The following is a 22,944-nucleotide window of genomic DNA, read 5'->3' on the forward strand; positions in this document are numbered from 1 at the left end:
GTAATCATGTAGTGCGATTGTACTGGATTTCAACGTTTTTTAATACAAACGCACTACACATACACACAGAACTGTAGTGTGTTTGTATTTAAAATACGGCGTGTTGTGGTACAAAGTACTACAAGTTAGAAGTGATATGATTAAGCGTATAAATACGTTTATTAGAGAGGTCGCATGAAAGCAAAATCGCATAAAAAACACAAGAATTACGCGCCTCATGCGTTTCGCACAATAATGCCGCTGTTAAAGCGCTATCGCATGCTTGGTGTAATCACGTCTGTTGCGATTTTTGTAGAAGCGTCTATGCAAATTGCGATTCCAACAGTAATGTCTAGTCTTATTGACTTTGGAATTGCCGCAAAATCCCAAAACGCTGTTAAATACTACGGCTTGCAATTACTCGCTTTTGCTGCAATATCAATGATTTTCGGCGTTATTTCTGGCGTTTGTTGCGCTCATTCTAGCGCGGGCTTTGGCAAAAATTTGCGATGCAAGATGTTTAGTCGTTTGCAATCGTTGAGTTTTTGCGATCTTGACCGTTTTTCTACTGGCACGGTTGTTACGCGCTTAACTAGCGACGTTTCTAATATTCAATTTGCGTATCAAATGGTTATTCGCGCAGGCGTTCGCAGCCTTGTGATTATTGTTGCAGCGTGGTGGTTTACTTTTTGCATAAGCCCTTCTATTTCTTGGGTTTTTCTTAGTCTTATTCCAATTGTTGGCGTTATTTGTGGTATTGGTGCAAAGATTGTTGCGCCTACTTTTGCGCGAATTTACGGCACGATTGACATCATGAACAGCATGGTTAGCGAAAATTTGCGCAATATTCGCATTGTTAAGTCGTATGTTAGGGAAGACTACGAAAACCACCGTTTTAGGCGCATATCGCATAAGATTTACAGCTATTTTTTAAAAGCAGAGTATGTTCTAAATTGCAGTATTCCGCTTTTTAACTTGTGTTTTTATGCGTGTTTGCTTCTTATTGCGTGGATGGCTTCTAAGCAAATCGTTGCTTCTGGAAATAATCCTGCATTTGGCTTGACTACGGGAAATCTTGCGGCGCTGGTTGTGTATGCGTTGCAAATTTTGTTTGCGTTGGCTAATTTGGTTGTAATTTTTGTTATGACGGTTACTGCGCGCACGTCAATGTATCGTGTTGCAAATGTTTTACAATCGCATAACAGTGAGTATGTTCATAAAAACCCGATTACAGAGCTTGCGGATGCTTCGATTTGCTTTAATAATGTTGATTTTGCATATTATTCTGCGCGCGTAAATGGCGATTTGTCTTCGGCTGCTTGCGACTTATCTAAAGGTAGTCAGGAAATTTTACACAACATAAATCTAAACATTCCTTCTGGCTCTACTGTTGGGATTGTGGGCGCAACGGGTAGCGGAAAGTCAAGTATTATAAATTTGATTGCGCGCCTTTACGATGCCACAAAAGGCACTGTTTTTGTAGGCGGGTCAGACGTTCGTTTTTATGATTCCAAAAGTTTGCGCAACCAGATAGGAATTGTGTTACAAAAAAATATTCTGTTTAGCGGCACTATTGCGCAAAATCTTCGATGGGGCAATGAGGATGCCAGTGACTCCGACTTGCGCGAAGCGTGCAAAATCGCTTGCGCTCAAGAGTTTATAAACGATTTGCCACATGCATATAACACGAATCTTGAGCAAGGCGGCAAGAATCTTTCGGGCGGTCAAAAGCAGCGACTTTGCATTGCGCGCGCGTTGTTAAAGCGGCCAAAAATCTTGATTTTAGACGATTCAATGAGTGCGGTAGATGTTAAAACAGACGCCAAGATTCGCGAGAATTTAAGGCATTTTATGCCCGATTCCACGCAAATCATTGTTGCGCAACGCGTGTCTTCTTGCATGCATGCGGATTTGATTGTTGTTCTTAAAGATGGGCGTGTTGTTGCTAAAGGGAAGCATAGCGAGTTGATGGAATCGTGCGAAATTTATAGAAAAATGGCGATTTCTCAAGGTGTAAAAATGATTGAGTCTAAAAACAGTGAAGGCAATGAAGGCGTCAAAGACAGTGAAGGCGGCAGGATTAACAATGAAAAATAATGAAAAGTCGCAAGAAAACTTGGCGCAAAAGTCTGCACAAAAGTATGCACAAGAATCTTCGCAAAAATCGCAAGAAAACTTGGAGCAAAAATCGCAAGAAAAATCCGCTCTAAATTGGCGCGTTCTAAAGCGCTTAGCGTCTTATATTATGGCTTACAAGATGCAAGTTTTTGTTGTTATTGTGTCAATTATTGTAAGCTCCATTGTTCAAGCTGTAAGCGCAATGTTTTTGCAATCGCTTGTAGACGCGTACATTTTGCCTCTAATTGGCAAGCGCAATCCCGATTTTGCGCCACTTTTGAGAATGATTGCAATTATGGCATGCGTGTGCGCTATTGGCGTGTTCTTTAGCTGGCTTTGGAGCAGGTTGGTTGTAAAAATCGCGCAAAGTGTAATGCGAAACCTTAGAAATCAAATGTTTAAGCATCATCAAGATCTTCCGCTTGGGTACTTAGACGCTCACGGATATGGCGATGTTATGAGCCGATACACAAACGACACGGAGGCGCTTCATCAAGCGATTTCTTGGTCTTTTCCAGATTCGTTTAGCGCGCTAATGTCTATTGCGGCGGCGTTTTGCGCGATTGTTTGGCTTTCGATTCCTGTTGCAATTTTTATTGTGATTTTTACTGCAATTCTTTTGCTTCTAGTGCGTTTTATGCTTAAGCGTTCGGGCAAGCTTTTTGTGCAATTCCAGGCAGCTTTGGGTGATTTGAATGAGTTTGTAGAAGAGGCGGATTCTGGTAGAAAAGTTATTAAGATTTTTAATCACGAGCGCGCTGCGGTTAAAAAATTAAGTGATTTGGCTTCTCGCGTGCAAAAAATTTCTGCTAGCGCCAATTCTTACGCAAATAATGTTATGCCTGTGATTAGTAACGCGAGTTATCTGTTTTACGTTTTGCTTGCGATTTTTGGAGCGTGGGCTGTAAATGCTGGCGTGCCTTCTGCTGGGTTGAGTGGCGTTTTTGGGGGCGATGCATTGAATAATTCAAGCACGCTTACAATCGGCACGCTTATATCGCTTCTTACGCTTTCTCGCGCGTTTATAAATCCGATTGGCGAGATAACAATGCAATTAAATTCGCTTATGATGGCGAATGCAGGCGCGAATCGCATTTTTGCGCTTTTAGATGAGCCTGTTGAAAAAGATGATGGAACAGTTAAGCTCGTTAAAATTCGCGCAAAAATCGTTGAGTGTTGTAGTGGTGATGGTGGAGATAGTGGAGATAGTGGCGATAGCGTAGATAAATCGCTATCAGATATTGATAAATCGCAAGTAAATCAAGTAGATTCTACAGCATCTAAACATTCTTATTTGCAAGTTTTTAGTGAAGTAAGCGAAGATTCTTGTGGGAATAACGTGTATTGGGCGTGGAAAAATTGCTCTAAAAAGTCAAGTTGCGATTCTTCGAGCTACGATTCTTCAAGTTGCGATTATTCAAATCCAGATTCTTCAAGTTGCGATTCTTGCACAGATACCCAAAAACATGCGATTTGCTCTAAAGACGGCGTGTATACGCTTGTTAGGGGAGATGTTCGCTTTGAAAACGTTACGTTTGGCTACGAGCCTTCTAAAACCGTTTTGCATAACATATCTTGGTATGCACACGCGGGTCAAAAAGTTGCGCTTGTAGGTGCCACTGGAGCTGGCAAAACCACAATCGCCAATCTTCTTACGCGTTTTTACAACATTGCAGATGGTCAAATCTTGTATGACGGAATCGATGTTCGCAATATTTGCAAAAGTGACTTGCGACATGCCGTTGCAACTGTTTTGCAAGATGTTGGATTGTTTAGTGCAAGCATAATGGACAATATTCGCTACGGACGTCTTAATGCTAGCGATTCGGATTGCGTTGCTGCCGCCACTCTTGCGCATGCGGATTCCTTTATTTCCAAGCTGCCAGACGGCTATAACACGTATATTAAAAACGGCGGAGCAGAGCTTTCGCAGGGCCAAAAGCAGTTGATTGCGATTGCGCGCGCTGCTGTTGCGAATCCGCCTGTTTTGATTTTAGACGAAGCAACTTCTTCGATAGACACGCATACAGAGGCGCTTGTGCAAAGCGCGATGGATGCTTTGATGCAAGATCGAACTGTGTTTGTGATTGCGCACAGGCTTTCCACAGTGCGAAACGCGGATGTGATTATGGTTCTAGACCATGGCAGGATTGTTGAGCGTGGGTCTCACGAAGACTTGATGAAAAAGCGCGGCGAATATTATCAACTTTGCACGGGTGCAATGGAGCTGGAGTAGCCAGCGTTGTGTGTTTGCACGTATTGAACATAATGTGCGTTTGCTTGATATTCCGCGGCAACACGCCGAATACGCTTTTGAGCTTGCATTTTTGCGTGGATTCTGTAAGATAGTAACTCGGCTGTTCAATGGAACAAAGCCACGGCCCCGTAGCTCAGTTGGTTAGAGCGCCGCCCTGTCACGGCGGAGGTCACCGGTTCAAGTCCGGCCGGGGTCGCGATTAGTAAAGGCCCGGTTCGCCGGGTTTTTTATTCATCATGGCTCTGTAGCTCAGTTGGTAGAGCGAGCGACTGAAAATCGCTAGGTCAGCGGATCGATCCCGCTCGGAGCCACAAGTAAATAAACAAAAACTAAATAACAAAACGCGCAGCATTTTTGCCGCGCGTTTTTTGTTTATAAGCTAGTCAACTTGCTTAGTCAACTTGCTTAGTCATTAGTCAACTTGCTTAGTCAACTTGCTTCCACGATTCAACATCAATATGATGATCTGGATTTGCTTGCCAAGCAGCCCAAGCAGATTCCACAATATCCTTAACGTTGTAGCGCGCATGCCACCCCATCTCTTCGTTAATGCGCTTAGTGCTTCCAATCAATTGTGGCGGATCGCCAGCTCTACGCCCTAAAATCGCCTCTCTAAATGGCAAGCCTGTAACGCGCCTAACTTCGTCTACAATTTGACGAACAGAAGTGCCTTTGCCTGTTCCAACGTTAAAAGCGTCGTACTTGCGCTCATCGCGATCTAAATAAGTAAGCGCTGCAATGTGCGCGTCTGCAAGATCTGAAACGTGAATGTAGTCGCGAATGCAAGTGCCGTCGGCAGTAGGGTAGTCATTACCAAAAATCGCAGGAGCTTTGCCTTGTTGCAATCTATCTAAAAGCATAGGAATCAGGTTCAAAATCGCAGGATCTTCTAGCTCCACAGGCCCGCATCCAGCAACATTAAAGTAGCGAAGCGCGCAAAAACGAATTCCGTAAGTGTGTTCGCAAGCGCGTGCCATCCACTCGCCAAAAAGCTTAGTTTGGCCGTATGGATTAATCGGAAGCATTGGCACAACGTCTTCTGGCACAACTTCTACAGGCGGCTCGCCATACGTGGCTGCGCTAGACGAAAAAACAAGCTTTTTAGCACCGCTTTGGCGCATTCCTTCTAAAACGTTAAGCATGCCGTTAATGTTCTGCTGGTAGTACCAAAGTGGCTTTTCTACGGACTCTCCAACTTGCTTTCGCGCAGCAAAGTGAATTACAGAATCAACGTTATTTTCTTTCATTATTTGCGCAAGTCGCGCTCCAGCGTCTGGGGAAGCAATGTCCATTCCGTAAAGTCGTGCGCCTTCGATTCTTGTAGGCTTTCCGTAGCTCAAATCGTCTACAACTACAACGTTTTGCTTTGCTTGGTGAAGAGCGTGTACAACGTGTGCGCCAATGTAGCCGCATCCGCCTGTAACTAGAATAGTCATTGTTTACCGTTTTCCTTTCTTACATATGCTGTTTTGCATAATGTTATAGTGAAATTATAGCGCTTGAATCATATTGTGTTTTTGGCATTGTTTGTATTTGTTCCAGTGTTTGTGATTGTTTGTGATTGTGTTGGTATTTGTGCCAGTGTTTTGCGCGTTTGATATTATTCGATGAGTTGTGATTAAGTCGCGTATGCAAGAAAATAAGGAAGATTGGCTAAAAATGAACGATTTTAATGTAGATAGTGCAAGTGACGATTTGCATAGTGGCCACTCTTTTAGCGATTTGACTGGTCGCGAGGATGGTCGCGCGGTTTCTGGCGACTCTTCCAAGCCTAAACAAACGCACGCATCTGCTAGGGCTATTCTTTCGTTTGTGCGAAGGTCTGCTAGGCTCGACGCGCGCTTGGAAAAAGCCAAGCAACGCTACTCTGGTACTTATTTGCTATGCATTGCAGATGGCGATGGGTCTTTGCGCGTAAAAAGCGATTTATGTGTTGATTCGCAATGGATTGAGGCCAATTGGGGCAATGCTAATCCGTTGATTGTAGAAATCGGCTCGGGTCAGGGCGAGAACATTGTTGCGGCTGCTGCAGCAAATCCGAATACGAATTTTCTTGCGCTAGAAGTTTACGACCCAGGCGTAGCGCACACTATGCTTTTGGCTGGAAAGCAGGATTTGCATAATTTGCGAATTGCTCAAGTTAACGCTCCTGATTTTCTTGCAGCGTGCAAAAGTGGTGTTTTGGCAGAAGTTTGGACATTTTTCCCAGACCCTTGGCCTAAAATGCGTCATCACAAGCGCCGAATTGTTCAGCCATCTTTGGCTAAGTCTGTGCATAATGCGCTTGTTGTGGGCGGAGTTTGGCGAATTGCTACAGATATTGAGGATTACGCGTTGCATGTTCACGAGGTTATGGATTCTTTGGCGTGCTTTGAAAACGCTGGAGATTTGCGCGTGAGTTTGCCTACGGAGCATGTTGGCAAGGGGAATGCACAAGATGCTGGCGATTTGCCTCATGCGGATTTTGTTGAGTCGCGTCGCTTTGATGGGCGTGTTTTGACGAATTTTGAGCGCAAGGGATTAGATGCTGGTCGCGTGATTCACGATTTGACATATGTTGTTAAAAAGTGAGTTGTGTATTTGATTGTGATGCAGTGCGTAATGCGTAGCGCGTGCTTGTGTGGTGTGCTTTGTTAGAATCGCGTTATCTTCCTTCAACACGCCGTAATTTGCAAGAACTGCGCATGAGTGTTAATATCATATGGTTTGGTTAAAAGCCCCCTTCGTCTAACGGTTAGGACACCAGACTTTCAATCTGACAACAAGAGTTCGACTCTCTTAGGGGGTACAAATTTTGCGCCGCTAGTTTTAGCGGCGTTTTTGTTATCTACGATGTTTGCCGCTTACCACGAACTCTTGCGCTGTTCTCAATATGCTTCGTTCCTAATTTGTGCTATAAAAGTCTTATGGTCTTTATGCGCAAAACAAAACACGTTCTTATGCGTGCGATTCGTGCTGTTTTGTGCAAACGTAGTTATGTTGTTTCGGCTTTTGCGTCCGCATTGGTGATTTTCTTATTTGCGTCTCTAAGTGCTTGCACTCCTCAGGGCCACGCTGTTGGCGATAGCGGGCATTTGGACGACATTGTTCATGATGGTATTGATGTAGAAGACATAAAGTTGTTTGTAGTTGGATCCAGGCAGGCGGCTCTTGATTCTAAGCTTTTGCATATGTGTGAGAAATCTGGTTTGCATGCATCATATACTTCGATTGCAGACGTCAAAAATGCTAATTTTGCTTCGCAAGAGGCAATTACAGATGCTTCAAATCAGCCTGTGTCTATTATTTTGATAAACAATATTAATGTTGATAGATTAGATCGCGTTGATTATAGCGTTAAAAGCAATGCTGGTGGTGCGCATGTTGATCTAAAGGCTCGCAAAGCTTGGACTAATGCGCTTGAATATGTGCGCTCTGCTGGGATTCCTGTTGTGCTTGTTAATCCACAAAATCCACCTAAGGACCGCACTTTGTATGCAGCAAAGCTTTATATTCTTAAGGATTTAGATGGCGAGAATTTGTTTGACGCAAATCTAATTAAGAGTTTCGGTAAAATCCAACATTCTAGTCTTCTAAAAATCGTTCAATCTGTGATTGACAATACGCCTCACAGTAGGGATGTGGTTATAAATGACAAAGATTAGCTCTAACGTTACGAGTTTGCAAAAAATGCATGATTCGCAAAGCTCTACAGATTCTACAGATTCTGTGAATATCTCCGATTTCCCTGATTTGCCAGAGGTTAGCGAACAAGGCTTAACACAAAGCGAAGTTTTTGATGCTGTAAATCGCGGATTTGTAAATGTTACGAATAATCGAACATCTAGGTCCGTTCTTTCTATTGTGCGCGCAAACGTGTTTACTCTTTTTAACGCAATCATTTTTGCAGCAATGGTTGTTGTGCTTGTCACTGGTTCTTGGAAAGACGCTGTTTTTGGCTTTGTGATTCTTATTAACACGGGTATTGGTGTTGTTACGGAGTTGCGCGCAAAGCGTACGCTCGACCGTCTTTCGATTCTTGTTGCTTCCAAATCGATTGTTCGGCGCGAAGGCAAAAATGTTTATGTTGATCATAGCGGTATTGTGCTTGGTGATTTGTTGTGGGTTCGTTCTGGCGACCAGGTTCCTGCAGATGCAAATGTTGTTAAATCTTGGGGCTTAGAAATGGACGAGTCCATGCTTACGGGCGAATCTGTGACTGTTCGTAAAGCTGCGGACGACTTTGTTTATTCTGGGTCTACTGCGGTTTCTGGCGTTGCTTTAATGCGCGTTACAGCTGTAGGAGATAACAGCTATGCGTCTAAGCTTGCTGCACAAGCAAAGGTCTATACAAAAACAATCTCCGATTTGAGTCGTGGAATTAACACGATTCTAAAGTGGATGACGATTGTTGTTGTTCCTCTTTGCGTTTTGCTTGTTTGGTCGCAAATCAATAAGGTTGGCGGATTTGCTGTAGCTTTACAGACGGGGCAGTGGAAGAGCGCTGTTGTTTCTGCTGTTGCTGGCGTTGTTGGCATGATTCCAGAAGGGCTTGTTCTTTTAACTTCGCTTAACTTTGCTGTTGCTGCAATGCGTCTTGCGCGTAAAAAAACGTTGGTTCAGGAGCTTGAATCTGTTGAAACTTTGGCTCGAGTGGATTGCCTTAATCTAGACAAAACTGGCACGATTACGGATGGCGGAATCGCGTTTGTTGGTGTTGACTTGATTGGTGATGGCTCGAATCGTTTGGTGAATCAAGCTTTGTTTGACTTATCTAACGAAGAAAATCCAAATGCTACAGGTTCTGCCATTATGGAAGGCCTTAAAAATCAAGGTGTTTCCGCTGCTTCTAGTGTTAGCGCTCGCTTGCCATTTTCGTCTGCAAGAAAGTGGAGCGCAATACGTTACGCGCTAAAAGACGGTAGATTTGAAACGTGGTATATGGGTGCTCCAGAGGTTTTGGCAACTGCGATTTGTTCACGCGAATCTAGCGCTGTTTCTAGCGATTTGCACGGTTCTATTGCTCCAGCGGTTGCAGAAGGCGGAATCAGCGATTCTGCGGTTTCTGGCGATTCTCCTTTCGATAATTGCCATTTAACGGATTCGTTTAAGCAAATTTTGAATCGTGTAAACGAATACGCTCAGCAGGGTAATCGTGTTCTTCTTCTAGCTGTTGCTTATAGTGATTCTGGCGATTCTAATAACGCAACGTTCTCCAGTTCTCCAGTAGTGTCTGCAAGCGCTCGCCCTGTTGCTTTAGTTCGATGCTCAGAGAAAATACGTGCTGACGCTCGTCAAACTCTTGCTTGGTTTAGGCAGCAAGGCGTTAGGTGTCGCGTTATTTCTGGCGATAATCCAACAACTGTTGCATCTGTTGCCGAAAAAGTTGGTCTAACTGGTGACTCAAAGCCTGTTTCGATGGACGCAAGACAGTTGCCTAAAGATATAAATCAACTTGCCGAGGTTCTTGAAAACGTTGACGTTTTGGGTCGCGTTTTGCCAGATCAAAAAAAGGCGATTGTTCAAGCTTTGCACTCTAAAGGCCATGTTGTAGCTATGACTGGCGACGGTGTGAACGACACGCTTGCGCTCAAAGAAGCAGACTTAGGCGTTGCAATGGGTAACGCTGCTCCAGCTGCTAAGGCTGTTGCGCAAGTTGTTCTTGTTGACTCACGTTTCTCGCATCTTCCAGACGTTGTTGCTAGAGGTCGTCAAGTAATGGCAAACATGGAACGTGTTGCAGGACTGTTCCTTGTTAAAACCGTGTATTCTGCGCTGATTTCTGCAGGTGTGGTTTTGCTTGGTCTTAATTTCCCATATTTGCCTCGTCACATAACCTATATCGGTTCGTTAACCATTGGCATTCCAGCATTTTTGCTCGCTTTGGCTCCTAATACAAGGCGCTATGTTCCTGGATTCTTGCATCGTGTTGTTCGTTTTGCTTTACCAAATGGTATAGCTGTTGCTGTGTCTGTTTTGGTTGTGTCCATTTTTGCTCCTTTAATGCTTGCGCGCGGTCTTGATTCTTCTAACGCTAACGCTTCTAGGCTTATTGTTGAATCCGTGCACGCTGTTGGTGTAACTCGCACTATTTGTGCTGTTACTGTTTTTGTGCTCGGTGTTGCAGTTTTGGCTACAGTTTCTAAGCCACTTATTTCTTGGCGTGGAATTATGGTCTTATGCTTTGCTGCTGCTGGCGTTATTGGTGCATTTATACCGTTTGTTGCGCATTTCTTTGATTTGCATGTTCCTGTGAGCGGAAATGCAATGTTTGTTATGATTTGTGCTGTAATTTTTGCCTTTGTTATATGGTTAGTTTTGCATCTTGTTAGTCACTTGATTGAAAACTGGATCGATAATGTGAACGATGGTAGTGCTTTGCACTCTTATGATAGTGATCGTTGACGTAGCGTGTCGTGCCTACTAACAATTGTGCTTACAATAGATATGTGTTCAGTATTTTAGAAATGTTCTCGGTTGGTGTAGGTCCTAGTTCTTCGCACACTGTTGGACCTATGCGCGCAGCGAATGCTTTTGTGACTTCTCTTCAAAAGAATGGAAGGCTTAAAGACGTTTCGCGTGTGCGAGTCACACTGTATGGTTCCTTGTCTCTTACTGGATTGGGGCATGGTACGGATCGTGCATCGGTTGCTGGTCTTGAAGGTAACCTTCCAGACGATGTCGATACAGAACACATGATGACTATTCGAGAAGATTGTAAGAAAAGCGGAACTTTAACGCTTGCACATAGTCATACTATCGAATTTGACTACGATTCCGATGTTGTTTTTGAAAAGTGGCGGCGCATGGCTGCGCATCCTAATGGCATGCGGTTTGTTGCTTTGGACTCCTTTGGTAATACTGTTGACGAACAAGTTTGGTATTCGATTGGTGGCGGATTTATTCGCAAAGGCAATGCAAACGATAAGATGATTGGCTTGCATGACCGCGTTGATGAAAATGTGGAAGGAAGTGAAGATAGCCCTAAAGATTCTAATCCTAAAGATTCTGAATCTTCTAGTGATTCGCATGAAGACTCTTCTGTTCCATATCCTTTTACAACGTGCAAAGAACTTATCTCGATTTGCAAAAAAGAGCATAAGAGCATAAGTGACATTGTTTGGCAAAACGAACTTGCTTTGCATAACGGTAATTCCGAATATGTTCGTTCTTATTTGTTGCATGTTTGGGAAGTTATGGAAGAGTGTGTTGAACATGGATGTAACTCTAAGCAGCAGATTCTTCCAGGAGGACTTGAGGTTCATAGGCGTGCTCCGCGTATGTATGCTCGTCTTGCTGCGAATTCCGATATGCTTAAGCAAAATCGTAGGCGAGCTGATTGCGCTCTGGAAGCTTCTGACTCTGCATGGGTAAATCTTTTTGCTCTTGCAGTAAGTGAAGAAAACGCTGGAGGTGGTCGTATTGTTACAGCTCCGACTAATGGATCCGCTGGTATTATTCCAGCTGTTTTGCAATACTATTGGCGTTTTGTAGACAGTTCTAGCGAGGAGGGAATAATAAAGTTCCTTCTTGCTTCTGGAGCTGTTGGCTATTTGTTTAAGCGCAATGCTTCTATTTCTGGTGCAGAAGTTGGGTGCCAGGGAGAAGTTGGTTCTGCGTGTTCTATGGCTGCTGCAGGCCTGTGCGAAGTTCTTGGCGGAACTCCGCAGCAGGTTGAAAATGCTGCCGAAATTGGTATTGAGCATCATCTTGGTCTCACTTGTGATCCGGTTGGTGGCTTGGTTCAGATTCCTTGTATCGAGCGCAATGCTATGGCTGCCAACACTGCTATTAACGCTGTTAGAATGGCTCTTCTAGGTGATGGCTCTCATATTGTTAGCTTGGATAGTGCTATTAAAACTATGAAGGAAACTGGCCAAGACATGATGTCTAAATATCGCGAAACATCTAAGGGTGGCTTAGCTGTGAACGTAGTTGAGTGCTAGTTATAGTCGTTGCATTTATAGCTATTTTATTGCATTTTCCTTAAGAATGTTTTGCGTATTTGCTTGCATTGTGTTGCTATATTGTTATGCAAGTTATATGCGTATTGGCATAGGTAGCGGTTGAGTGCTAATCTAAAACACGCTATAAAATTGCAAAAATGTTATAATATTCAAAGTTTTTAATGAATAGTTTGTAAGTGTTAGTGGCTTTTTGCAAGCATTTACACATGTTTGTAAGGGATTATAAGAGGTTATAAAGGAGGCAAAATGGCACAGGATATGCCAGAAGTAGTTGCGGAATTTGGTACTACGCCAACGGTGACGTTCCCAGCGCTTGAGCCGCCAGCAGGGCTTAAGGTTGTTGAATTGGTAGAAGGCAATGGGCCTTTGGTTCGTGCTGGAGATACTGTTACCGTTAATTACCACGGTGTTGTTTGGGGGGCAAGTGAGCCTTTTGACTCTAGTTTTGCTCGTCATACTCCTGCCAGCTTTGGTATTGGTGTTGGACAGGTTATTCAGGGATGGGATCGTACTGTTCCAGGACATAATGTTGGTTCTCGCTTACTTGTTTCTATTCCGCCTGAGTATGGTTATGGTTCACGAGGTGTTCCGCAGGCTGGAATTGGTGGTTCGGACACCCTCGTTTTTGTGATTGATATTATTTCTACTCGCTAAACGCGAGTGATTGTTTTGTTGCTTTTATTCTTTATTCTTTGTTAAGGAGATTGCAAAATGGCTGAAGAAAAAGTAATTCTATTGACTAAAGAAGCCTACGATAAGCTTAAGGAAGAATTAGCTCATCGCGAAGGTGAATATCGTGATGAAATCACCGAGCGTATTGCTGCTGCTCGCGCCGAAGGCGATTTGTCTGAAAACGGTGGCTATCAGGCTGCTCGCGAAGAGCAGGGCAAGAACGAAGGTCGTATTAACGAGCTTATTGTTAAGCTACGCAACGCAAAGATTCTTGAGGCTCCAGCGGAAGGCCTTGTTGGCAATGGCTCTGTTGTTACTTTAGATCTTGCTGGTCGAGAGATGACTTATGTTCTTGGCTCTCGTGATATTGCTGTTGCTACCGATTACGATGTTATTAGTCCAGAATCTCCGATTGGTGCTGCAATTATTGGCGCTAAAGCGGGTGATACTGTTAGCTACTCTGCTCCAAATGGTCGCCAAATTTCTGTAACCATTAAGGATTCTCATCCACTCGCTTAAACAATGAATTTGTTTTAATAAGCGAGTACATACTTGTTATCCATCTATTTTCTCTAATCGCTGTGATTTAGAATCTATATGATTTATAGGTCACAGCGATTTTATTTATATGCTTATTTGTATCCGTTTAACAGTATCGCTCTTTAGTTGTTTTAATCTCGTAAATCTTGTAAATCTCTTAAATCATTAAATTTTTCTTAAAATGGTAACAACCTTGCCCATTATCTTTGCGTGAGATCCATCTATAGGGGAATACGCTGGATTGTGAGGCATAAGCCAAACGTGACCATTTTCTTTTCTAAACGTCTTTACAGTTGCTTCGTTATCTAGCAGCGCAGCAACAATATCTCCATTTGTTGCTTCGTTCTGTTCTCGCACAACAACATAATCACCGTCGCAAATTGCTGCGTCAATCATTGAATCTCCATGCACTTCTAGCATGAACAGATTTCCGCTTCCAGTAAGTCTTTCTGGCAAACGCATAACATCTTCAACATGTTGTTCAGCTGTTATAGGTGTTCCTGCAGCGATTCTTCCAACAAGAGGAACATCGTGAGAGTTTATCAAAGACTCACTGTTATACATGCTCACATCGATAGCTGATTGTTTTTCAAGCAATGCATGGGCTTTTTCTTTATTCTTTTGTATAAAATCTCCAATAACTTCAATTGCTCTACCTTTATTTGCACTTATTCGTATTAATCCTTTCATCTCGAGTGCTCGTAATTGATGTTTTACGGAAGAAGGACTTCTTAAGCCTACAGCTTCACCTATTTCTCTAAATGATGGAGGGAATCCATGTTCTTCGAGGCATTGCTGTATAGCATCCATGATTTTTCTCTGGCGATCTGTTAGTGGCTCAGCGTTGTGCGCCGCAGAATCACTAAGCTCGTTTTGGGTGGTATTCATGGTGTCTCCTTTCGTTGTTTTACATTCTAATACACTTTTCTAAAAAAATCAAACATATGTTCGACACGCCGTTGCATCTTTAGAACAAATGTGTCAAGATTAATACACTTGTTCGATAGAACAAATGTTCATGTCAATTAAAACGTAAGAAAGGATAGTTATGTATAAGAAGTTGAACTCTTTTGATGGCGTTAATTATTCAACACCAAATCGTGCTGTTTTGACTAATAAGAGTTACAAAAAACGCAAAAATAAATTATTTATGCGTTTTATAGTTTTTTCTGCGTTAGTTTGCTTTGCTTGGATTATTTTTATGCCAAAGCCAGCTGTTTCAGCCGTATCAAAATCCTTTATAACGTATACTGTTCGCCCTGGAGATACATTGTGGAGTTATGCAAAATCCATAACAGATAAAAATGGCAATATTTCTGATTCTGTTGATTACCTTATGCAATTAAATAATCTTGATTCTCCAGATTTAGAAGTAGGGCAGTCTATACGCGTACCTTTTATTGACAACTAATTTTATTATTACAAATATTATTAGAATGGAGTATTCATGAGTACAGATTATGAATATAATTCGTCAGAATCATACGATTTGTTTGCATTATATTATTGCGATGATTCTGCATGTTGCAGTTGTCATGATTTAAGCGTTAAACCAATTGTTGAACCACTTGTTGTTATGGATGTATCTATATATCCATCTATTCGAGTGTTTTGCGATAAATTTTATAAAATATACGAGGAAAAATATGAAAAAATCGATTTATTTATATAAAACATTGAAATATATATAACATATTTAATTAATTTTTAGTATGCTGTATATATGCATTGTCCTTTTTGTAAGAATTCCGATACTAAGGTTATTGACACTAGAATCAGCGAGGATGGATATTCAATCCGTCGTAGGCGCGAGTGTCAGATGTGTGGTAATCGTTTTACAACAGTAGAAACTACGCAATTGCTTGTTATGAAGCGTTCTGGTTCTGTGGAACCTTTTGATAGGGCAAAAGTGGTTGCTGGTGTTGGAAAAGCTTGCCAGGGTAGACCAATAGATTCTGAGGAGCTAAAGACTCTTGGAATGGAAGTTGAAGCTGATTTACGCGCTCGTGGATTAGCTCAAATAACATCCGAAGATGTTGGAAAAGCAATATTAAAGCCGTTGCGTGAACTAGACGAGGTGGCGTATCTTCGTTTTGCTAGCGTATATCAGAATTTTACTGGTTTGGAAGATTTTGAACGTGCAATAGATGATCTTAAGAAAAGCAAGTGATTGTGCAATGTTTTACATTGAGTGAACACTTTGCGAATGTTGCTAAAAGTATAGGTTTGAGTATTTGAGTTTGTGTGAATGTTGATTTGCTGTTTGTTAGCGAATCGTTGAGTCTTAGAATAAATATGGTTATAGTGTGAGGGATAACCTGATTTGTTCGACCCAATTAAAGGGTCAAACAAATAACAAGGTCGTTAATAGTTGGGTTTACTCAGTACTTTTACTTCGCGATTATTACTTTGAAAAATTGGCGTCGTCTTGTGTGCGCAAGACAACAAGACGCTGTGTTGGTCTTGTCATTGCTACGTATAGATTTGCCGCTGCGCTAAGTCTGGATGCTGCTTCCTGCTCGATGGCAGAAGGTTGCATTAGAATTACCGCATCGTATTCCAATCCCTTAACATCTTCCGCACTGCAAACGCTAATTTGACTATCGTCAAAGTTTTGCTGAATTATGCGTGCATATTCCTTAGTCGAAAGATTCTTGCTAAGAGTATTTTTAACGATTTTGTTTGCATGCTCTATTAGTTCTTGAGGAACAATAATTGCTACGCGTCCGCTTCCGTCTTCGGAAACAAATTCGTTAAATAAGTCAATGCAATATTTAGCAAGCATATTATTAAGCTCATTTTGATTCTGAACCGTATGTGTAACAAGCGAATCTGGAACAGATCTAACTGCATTAACTGTTGATATATATAAGCCAGAATTATTTGCAACTTTTCCTGCAGCTTCAGAAACTTCTTTAGGATTACGGTAGTTAATTGTTAGTTCATAAAGATCCCAGTTGTCATTTCCAAACAATGAGATCATGTTTTTTTGCCAACTATGTGTACCACCCAAAGAGGAGGTTTGTGCAACATCGCCAACAATTGTAAATGAGCGTGAAGGGCACCTGCGTATTAGCATACGCCAATCCATTGCAGTAAGCTCTTGCGCTTCATCTACAACAACATGGCCATAAGTCCACTCTCTATCCGACGCGGCAAGATTTGCAACCATACTTGCATCGTTACCTTGAATATTCTCAATAAGCATATCGGCGGTAATAATGCCATTTCCTATGCCATTTTGTGCAAGAGTATCGGAAGCATATTGCTGTTCTTCGAGTTTTTTACGAGCGAGGGCAGCGTTTTGTGCTTCAATCTTTGGATCTGGGCCTAGTAGCTCCATAGCTTCGTCAAGAAGTGGGATGTCGGACTGAGTTAAAGGACTTCCTTTTGGTCTAATTAATGCACGAATATCATTTTCACTTAACCAAGGAGCATATATGCGAAGCTGTTCAGGTTTAGAAAAGAGTTGGTCTATAAGCCAATTGGCATTCATAGGTAGCCAAGCAAGATTTAATGTAATCTTGAGCTTATTTTCCATTCTAAGTTGCGAAGTAATATCGGATATTTCCGCTTGGGAAGGAACATAATCAAGCTGTTCTAGATACCTGTTTCTAAGCGAACTTATAACTGACTTTACAAAGGTTTTACGAGCCTGGTTGTGAGGCTGGTGTGTGCGCTGAGCGTCTAATTGTGCAAGCTCTATATCTTCCTTTTTTAATTGCACAGCAAAACCATTTATGCGTAGTGTTGGCAAATCTTTAGGAATGCGTATTCTTGCGCAAATAGCGTTTTGAATAACGTTTTTCATGCGGTACATTCCCTTAAGTTTTGCTGCATGAGGAGTGTCTTGCACTGTTGCATTAATATTTGGGATTAGATCCGCTATAGTTCTGCTAACAACACCAGTTTCACCCAAAGATGGCAAAACTTGATCTATGTATCTTAAGAATGCGGAGCTTGGTCCTACGATCAAAACGCCTGATCTTTCAAGCTTTCTGCGATGCGTGTAGAGCAAGTATGCTGCTCTGTGTAAAGCTACTGCAGTTTTGCCTGTACCAGGTCCACCTTGAACAACAATTGTACGGTCTAGAGGAGCGCGAATAATGCGGTCTTGTTCTGCCTGAATGGTTGCAACAATATCCGTCATTTTTCCAGTTCTACGAGAACCTAGAGAAGCAAGCAATGCACCTTCGCCAGTAAGTGTTCCTTGCTTAGATGCTTTGTTTACTTCTTCTGAATGAATATCTAGAATCTCGTCTTCAACTCCTACAACTTCTCGGAATTTAAGAGTTATGTGCCTACGCATAACAATGTCTCCATGATTTGAAGGAGTTGCTTCGTAGAATGGTCTGGCTGCTTCTGCTCTCCAATCAGTTAAGATTGGGTCGTGATTTTCGCTTAGTAAACCGATTCTTCCAATGTAACGTCTTATGCCTTCTCGGTCGTCTAGTCTGCCAAACACAAGTCTATCTTCTACAGCTCTAAGTTGCGTTAAACGATCTTCGTACATTGTTGCAAAAGAATCTCGTTCTGTTCGCTGAGTTGGTGAGCCATGCGAGCCTGCAGCGCGTACAGAATCAAGCCTTGCTCGGATTGTTGAACGCAAGTTATCTAATCGACTGTAAGCGCAATCAACCGCTTGTTGTTCTTCGCTGAGTTGTGAGGAGTACGTAGACATTTGTGTCCGTTCTTCTTAAAAGTTGGGCTAAAACTAGGCGTTTAAGTATACCTCGAGGCTAATACACGTTGCATGTTTCCAATCTAAGTTAAAAAAATATTATTTTTTTACAAAAAAGTGGGGATTTTTGGTGAGAAATGGGGTAAAATGGTGAATGATGTGCAAGTGGCATATTGCATGTTGAAAAGGAGATGGATTTATGGCTAGTAACAATGCTGGCGCAAATGCGCAAGATAAAGCCAATTCCTCCTTCAAGCATGCTCAAAATCCATCTGGTTATGATTCTCAAAATACGACTCAAGCTAATGCTCAAGATGCGCATATGCCAATGCAAAATTCTCAAGCGTACGCTCAGCCTTATTATGTGATGCCGCAAATGCCGCAAATGTATCAAGCGCAGCAAGTGCCTCAAATGCCTGTTATGCAGCCTGTTATGCAGCCTCAACCTACGTCTTCGGCTTTTACATCCACTCCTTTGCCTCAAGACGCGGTTTTTGGTGCTAATAATTTGCAAAGTCAGGCGAATAATCACGTAAAGAATCCGATACTTCTTGGAACTTATTCTCCAAAAATAGATGCAAAGGGTCGTGTGGCTTTACCAGCAAAATTCAGATCCCAGTTGGGTGATGGTTTTGTTATGGCTCGCGGACAAGAGCGATGCGTTTATGTTCTTCCAATGCAAGAGTTTGAGCGTATTACAACTCAGATTCAGCTCACATCTATGAGTAATAAGTCTGCAAGAGACTACCTTAGAGTCTTCCTTTCTGGTGCTGTTGATCAGGAGCCAGATAAGCAAGGTCGTATAGTAGTGCCTCCAATGCTAAGGGATTATGCAAATCTTGGAGATGAGATTGTTGTAATTGGTGTTGGAACTCGCGCAGAAATATGGAACAAATCTGCTTGGAACAATTATCTTGCAGATAAAGAGCAAGATTATGCAGATATTGCAAATGATGTTCTTCCGGCGGTGGCACAATGAAAGATTTATCTACAATTCATGCGCCAGTACTGTTGGAAGACTGTGTAAATCTTGTTTCTCCAGCATTGGATCAAAAAGATTCTATTGTTGTTGATTGCACTCTTGGACTTGCTGGTCATGCAACGGCTTTTCTTAAAGCTGCTCCATTTGCAACGCTTGTAGGTATAGATAGAGATAGTGAAGCTCTTGAATTAGCTACACGAAGAATGCGCGATGAAGGCTTAGAGAATCGTTTTATTCCAGTGCATGCTGCATTTGATGAAGTTGACAAAGTTCTTGAAGATTTAGAAATCGATAAGATTGACGCAGCGTTTATGGACTTGGGTCTTTCTAGTTTGCAAATAGACGAGGAAGATAGAGGATTTTCTTATTCTCATAACACAGTCTTAGATATGCGTATGGATACAACTCAAAGTGTTACTGCTGAAACCATTCTTGCTACTTATAGTGCATCCAGTCTTGCTCAAATATTCCGTGAGTATGGTCAAGAACGTTTTTCTGGGCCAATCGCAAGAAATATAGTGCAAGTTAGACAAGAGAATCCAATAAAAACATCTGGTCAACTTGTTGATTTAGTGGATCATGTTATTCCGCGTGCTCATCGTGCTCCAGGAAATCCAGCTAAACGAGTTTTTCAGGCTCTTAGAATCGAAGTTAATGGAGAGCTGGATAAGCTTTCTAGGACTTTACCAAAGCTTGCTTTGCGCTTAAATAACGGCGGCAGAATTGTTGTTGAGTCTTATCATTCTTTGGAAGATATTACGGTTAAGCGTTTTATGAATAAAGGCTTAGAAGTAGATGTTCCAGCAAATATGCCAATTATTCCGCAAAGTGCAAAACCTTTCTTTAAGTCTTTAACTCGCGGAGCTATTAAAGCATCTAAAGAAGAAATTGCAAATAATACAAGGTCTTCTTCTGTTCGCTTACGCGCAGTGGAGCTTATTAGAGATATTCCAGATAGGTGGATTAAAGACTTTACAGCTATTGCTCAAGGAGAAGATGCGTCTTTGCATCGTTCTTCTTCTAAAGCGAATGGTGTAAATAACAGCAAAGGAGGCAGGTTCTAATGGATAAGCCAAGTAAAAACCGTGCTTCTAGGATTGCTGCGTCTTATGCAAGTTCATCTGCTCCTGCTGGGCGAGTAAATGATAAAGCAGCTGGTAATAATTCAAGGCAAAATCGTGTTTTAAAGTCGATTCCATTAGTGTTTAGTGCCTCTGACCGTAGGTCTTACACAGTAATGAATCACTTACATAGAGTTATAGAGTGGAGTAACACTCGTAAAGCTCCTCTTTTCAACTTGATTATTGTTGTTATTTTCCTTTTTGTTACGCCTACTACGTCTTTGTTGTTGCGAACAAAAATGGCGGAGATATCTTTTGAACAAGCTGCCACTCAATCAAGTATCTCTAGGCTTCGTCAAGATGTGGAAACTGCGCAAACAAAGTTAGATGCGCTAGAAGCGGATCTTCCAGCAAAAGCACAAGATATGGGAATGATTCCACAACAGGGAGCAATAACAGTTGATTTAAGTGCTTATGCAAACAAAAAGAAGGCAGAACAAGCTGCGATTGAAGCTCAAAAAGCTAAGCCAGAGCAAGCAAAGCAAAAACTTAAACAACAACAAACTAAACCAGATAAAACTAAACCAGATAAAACTAAACAACAAACTAAACAACAGCCAGAACAAAAAAATAAGGAGAAACATTGATGAACCGCCTAATCAAGCAACGTTTCGCCAAATACTCAGGCAAAATGAAAACAGTATTGTATTATGCCAAACTTGCTGGTAAAAAGTTGCGCTCTACTACAAGCAGAGTGAGCAAAATCAGCAAGAGCAGATTCAATACGAGTAAGTTGTACAGATCATACGGCAGTAATGCCGCGCGTTCTGGTTCTGGTTATGCTTCTTCTGGAGCTAATGCACGTTATGGCGCTCAAACTAGCGTTATACGAAACACGGTTTTTGCAAAAAAGTGTATTGCTGTTGCAATGATATTCGCGTTTATTGCGTCTATAGCAATAGTAAAGCTTAGCTTTATACAGTTAATCAATGCACGTTCTACTGCTCAGGCGGCGCAGGCAGAACGTAGCAGAACTCGTCCAATACTCGCTCGTAGAGGTCGTATTTTAGACGCAAACGGTACCGTTTTAGCTCAAAGCGTTGAAAGATACAACATAATCGCAGACCCTATGAACGCTCAGTCTTTTAAGCCAACTCCTTGCACAAAGCAAACTGCTGGGAATTGTCATGCAATTAATGGCAAAGATGTTGAAGGAACTGGCGCTGTTGCTGTGGCGCGTCTTTTGGCTCCTATTTTGCATATGAGTTCTGTTGAAATAGGCGGCAAGATTGCAGGCGTAGGACGTTACGCTGTTATTAAAAGAAATGTTAAGCCTTCTGTTAAGCGCGCAATAGACAAGCTTAATCTTTCTGGTTGTGTTTATGCAGAAAACAGTAGCGAACGCGTATACTCGAGTGGCCCTATTCTTGGTGCTTTAATCGGTTCCGTTAAAGACGCTGAAGAAAGCGCTCGCAAGGAAGCAAAGGGCAGAAGAGGAGAAATTGGCGAATCTGGACTAGAGCTTTCTCAAGATAAGGTTCTAACTGGTAAAGATGGTTATCAAAAATACCAGGGAAATAACGTTGGAAATGAAAAAATTCCTGGAACGGTAAGCGAATATAAAGATGCTGTAAATGGTAATGACATAAAGCTAACCATTGATAGCGATGTAGATTGGTACGTTAAGAAGGTTCTTCTAGATGGCATTAACAGGTATAAAGCTGGATGGGGCGTTGCTGTTGTTCAAGATATTCGCACTGGAGAAATCGTTGCTCTAGAAGATAGCGATAGTATTAAAGCTGGTTCTGCCGAAGCTAGAGCATCTGTTTCTAAAGCTGTTAGCCAAGTGTTTGAGCCAGGCTCCATTGGTAAAGTTTTCTCAGTTGCAGGCATGCTTCAGACGGGCGCGCGCTCGTTATCAGATAAGTTTGCTGTTCCAGGAAGCATTGATAAGCAAGGTCAGCTTTTCCACGACGCTCATAATCATGGTGTTATGAGACTCACTTTGGCAGGCATTTTGAAGGAATCTTCTAACGTTGGATTGATTATGGCTGGCGAAAAATATCCAAATAACAAGCGTTATGAGTTTTTGTCTAAGTTTGGAATTGGACAATATACTGGATTAGGCTTGCAAGGAGAATCTCAAGGTTTGTTCCCGAGTGTGCAAGCGTGGGATGGTCGTAAGCAAAACACTGTTTTGTTTGGCCAGGGTTATGCAACAAACGCTTTGCAAATCACTAATGCTATATCAACAATCGCAAATAAAGGCGTAAGACTTAAGCAATCGATTATCAGGTCTGTAATTGATCCTCAAGGCAGAGTTACTGAGCGCAAAAGGCCAGAAGGCACTAGGGTGTTGGATGAGCACGTTGCTGATCAAATGTTAAACGCTATGGAGTCCACTGCAGAATATTACGGTAGCTACATATCTGTTAATGGATATCGAATTGCTGCAAAGAGTGGTACTGCAGAAGTTGCTGGATTTGGCGGAGCGCTTAGCTCTACAGTTGCAGATTGCGCAGCAATATTGCCTGTAGATAATCCACGTTTTGCAATAACTGTAGCATTAAGCAATCCAGAAGGTACATTCGGTGTTTATACTGCGGCGCCTATTATAAAAACAATAGGCGAGTTCCTAATGCAAAAGTACAACGTTCCAGTATCGACGCCTCGCACCAATCCTATTGCTGTACAATGGTAATAGATAG

18 protein-coding genes and 3 tRNA genes are annotated in these 22,944 nt (G+C 42.0%); 18 read left to right on the forward strand and 3 right to left on the reverse strand.

Features of this window, described 5'->3' with window-relative positions; translation table 11 throughout:
• The first annotated feature begins 174 nt into the window (after window positions 1–174).
• The 4 genes from MAF46_RS00505 to MAF46_RS00520 all read left to right on the forward strand — a co-directional run bounded on the left by MAF46_RS00505 (window position 175) and on the right by MAF46_RS00520 (window position 4,665).
• The gene (locus MAF46_RS00505; protein WP_004130067.1) at window positions 175–2,076 is read left to right on the forward strand and encodes an ABC transporter ATP-binding protein; all 1,902 of its coding nucleotides are present in this window, start codon (window positions 175–177) and stop codon (window positions 2,074–2,076) included.
• A complete protein-coding gene (locus MAF46_RS00510) occupies window positions 2,066–4,333 on the forward strand; it encodes an ABC transporter ATP-binding protein (RefSeq protein WP_004130070.1) in 2,268 nt (755 codons plus the stop codon). Before MAF46_RS00505 ends, MAF46_RS00510 begins: the two co-directional genes overlap by 11 nt.
• A 143-nt stretch (window positions 4,334–4,476) precedes the next feature.
• Window positions 4,477–4,550 (forward strand) — tRNA-Asp (locus MAF46_RS00515).
• Between the two features lie 42 nt (window positions 4,551–4,592).
• Window positions 4,593–4,665 (forward strand) — tRNA-Phe (locus MAF46_RS00520).
• 114 nt (window positions 4,666–4,779) lie between these two features.
• On the opposite strand, the gene galE is transcribed toward MAF46_RS00520, so the two are convergent.
• On the reverse strand, window positions 4,780–5,790 hold the full coding sequence (gene galE, locus MAF46_RS00525) for a UDP-glucose 4-epimerase GalE (protein ID WP_004130071.1): 1,011 nt from the start codon (window positions 5,788–5,790) through the stop codon (window positions 4,780–4,782).
• A gap of 193 nt (window positions 5,791–5,983) precedes the next feature.
• Here galE and trmB point away from each other — a divergent pair, with 193 nt between their 5' ends.
• The 7 genes from trmB (at window position 5,984) to MAF46_RS00560 (ending at window position 13,491) form a co-directional block, all read left to right on the forward strand.
• A complete protein-coding gene (gene trmB / locus MAF46_RS00530; protein WP_004130072.1) occupies window positions 5,984–6,925 on the forward strand; it encodes a tRNA (guanosine(46)-N7)-methyltransferase TrmB in 942 nt (313 codons plus the stop codon).
• Window positions 6,926–7,070: 145 nt separating this feature from the next.
• Window positions 7,071–7,142: transfer RNA gene (locus tag MAF46_RS00535), tRNA-Glu, on the forward strand.
• 118 nt (window positions 7,143–7,260) lie between these two features.
• Window positions 7,261–7,998, forward strand: a complete 738-nt coding sequence (locus MAF46_RS00540) for a hypothetical protein (RefSeq protein ID WP_018619866.1) — start codon at window positions 7,261–7,263, stop codon at window positions 7,996–7,998.
• Window positions 7,999–8,023: 25 nt separating this feature from the next.
• Entirely contained in the window at window positions 8,024–10,738 is a 2,715-nt protein-coding gene (locus MAF46_RS00545) for an HAD-IC family P-type ATPase (RefSeq protein ID WP_060785594.1), read from the forward strand.
• Between the two features lie 62 nt (window positions 10,739–10,800).
• Entirely contained in the window at window positions 10,801–12,279 is a 1,479-nt protein-coding gene (locus MAF46_RS00550; protein ID WP_060785579.1) for an L-serine ammonia-lyase, read from the forward strand.
• A 267-nt stretch (window positions 12,280–12,546) separates the two neighbouring features.
• Window positions 12,547–12,954, forward strand: coding sequence for an FKBP-type peptidyl-prolyl cis-trans isomerase (locus MAF46_RS00555; RefSeq protein WP_004130076.1), 408 nt, complete (start codon window positions 12,547–12,549; stop codon window positions 12,952–12,954).
• Window positions 12,955–13,011: 57 nt separating this feature from the next.
• Window positions 13,012–13,491 carry a GreA/GreB family elongation factor gene (locus MAF46_RS00560; RefSeq protein ID WP_004130077.1) on the forward strand — a complete coding sequence of 160 codons (480 nt, stop codon included), beginning with the start codon at window positions 13,012–13,014 and terminating at the stop codon, window positions 13,489–13,491.
• Between the two features lie 186 nt (window positions 13,492–13,677).
• Here MAF46_RS00560 and lexA read toward each other — a convergent pair whose 3' ends face one another.
• Window positions 13,678–14,400 (reverse strand): transcriptional repressor LexA, encoded by a 723-nt coding sequence (lexA, locus tag MAF46_RS00565; protein WP_004130078.1) that lies wholly within the window; start codon window positions 14,398–14,400, stop codon window positions 13,678–13,680.
• 160 nt (window positions 14,401–14,560) lie between these two features.
• Here lexA and MAF46_RS00570 point away from each other — a divergent pair, with 160 nt between their 5' ends.
• Genes MAF46_RS00570 through nrdR form a run of 3 tightly spaced genes read left to right on the forward strand, consistent with a single transcriptional unit; the run spans window position 14,561 to window position 15,682 of the window.
• Window positions 14,561–14,923, forward strand: coding sequence for a LysM peptidoglycan-binding domain-containing protein (locus MAF46_RS00570; RefSeq protein WP_004130081.1), 363 nt, complete (start codon window positions 14,561–14,563; stop codon window positions 14,921–14,923).
• Between the two features lie 36 nt (window positions 14,924–14,959).
• A complete protein-coding gene (locus MAF46_RS00575) occupies window positions 14,960–15,184 on the forward strand; it encodes a hypothetical protein (RefSeq protein ID WP_004130095.1) in 225 nt (74 codons plus the stop codon).
• A gap of 51 nt (window positions 15,185–15,235) precedes the next feature.
• Window positions 15,236–15,682 carry a transcriptional regulator NrdR gene (nrdR, locus tag MAF46_RS00580; RefSeq protein WP_032812895.1) on the forward strand — a complete coding sequence of 149 codons (447 nt, stop codon included), beginning with the start codon at window positions 15,236–15,238 and terminating at the stop codon, window positions 15,680–15,682.
• A 234-nt stretch (window positions 15,683–15,916) separates the two neighbouring features.
• Here the strand turns inward: nrdR and MAF46_RS00585 are convergent, their stop codons facing one another.
• Window positions 15,917–18,193, reverse strand: coding sequence for a HelD family protein (locus MAF46_RS00585; protein ID WP_060785578.1), 2,277 nt, complete (start codon window positions 18,191–18,193; stop codon window positions 15,917–15,919).
• Window positions 18,194–18,392: 199 nt separating this feature from the next.
• Here MAF46_RS00585 and mraZ point away from each other — a divergent pair, with 199 nt between their 5' ends.
• From mraZ to MAF46_RS00605, 4 genes are read left to right on the forward strand one after another with little or no spacing between them, the layout of a single operon-like run.
• The gene (gene mraZ, locus MAF46_RS00590) at window positions 18,393–19,172 is read left to right on the forward strand and encodes a division/cell wall cluster transcriptional repressor MraZ (RefSeq protein ID WP_016831785.1); all 780 of its coding nucleotides are present in this window, start codon (window positions 18,393–18,395) and stop codon (window positions 19,170–19,172) included.
• Window positions 19,169–20,239: a 16S rRNA (cytosine(1402)-N(4))-methyltransferase RsmH gene (gene rsmH / locus MAF46_RS00595; protein WP_060785577.1), complete on the forward strand. Its 1,071-nt coding sequence runs from the start codon at window positions 19,169–19,171 to the stop codon at window positions 20,237–20,239. Before mraZ ends, rsmH begins: the two co-directional genes overlap by 4 nt.
• On the forward strand, window positions 20,239–20,883 hold the full coding sequence (locus MAF46_RS00600; protein ID WP_016831782.1) for a hypothetical protein: 645 nt from the start codon (window positions 20,239–20,241) through the stop codon (window positions 20,881–20,883). The genes rsmH and MAF46_RS00600 overlap by 1 nt, the downstream gene beginning before the upstream one ends.
• Window positions 20,883–22,937 carry a peptidoglycan D,D-transpeptidase FtsI family protein gene (locus MAF46_RS00605; RefSeq protein ID WP_060785576.1) on the forward strand — a complete coding sequence of 685 codons (2,055 nt, stop codon included), beginning with the start codon at window positions 20,883–20,885 and terminating at the stop codon, window positions 22,935–22,937. The genes MAF46_RS00600 and MAF46_RS00605 overlap by 1 nt, the downstream gene beginning before the upstream one ends.
• Window positions 22,938–22,944: the final 7 nt, after the last annotated feature.

Origin of the sequence: Gardnerella pickettii (assembly GCF_029226345.1) — a bacterium.
Classification (GTDB): Bacteria; Actinomycetota; Actinomycetes; order Actinomycetales; family Bifidobacteriaceae; genus Bifidobacterium; species Bifidobacterium piotii.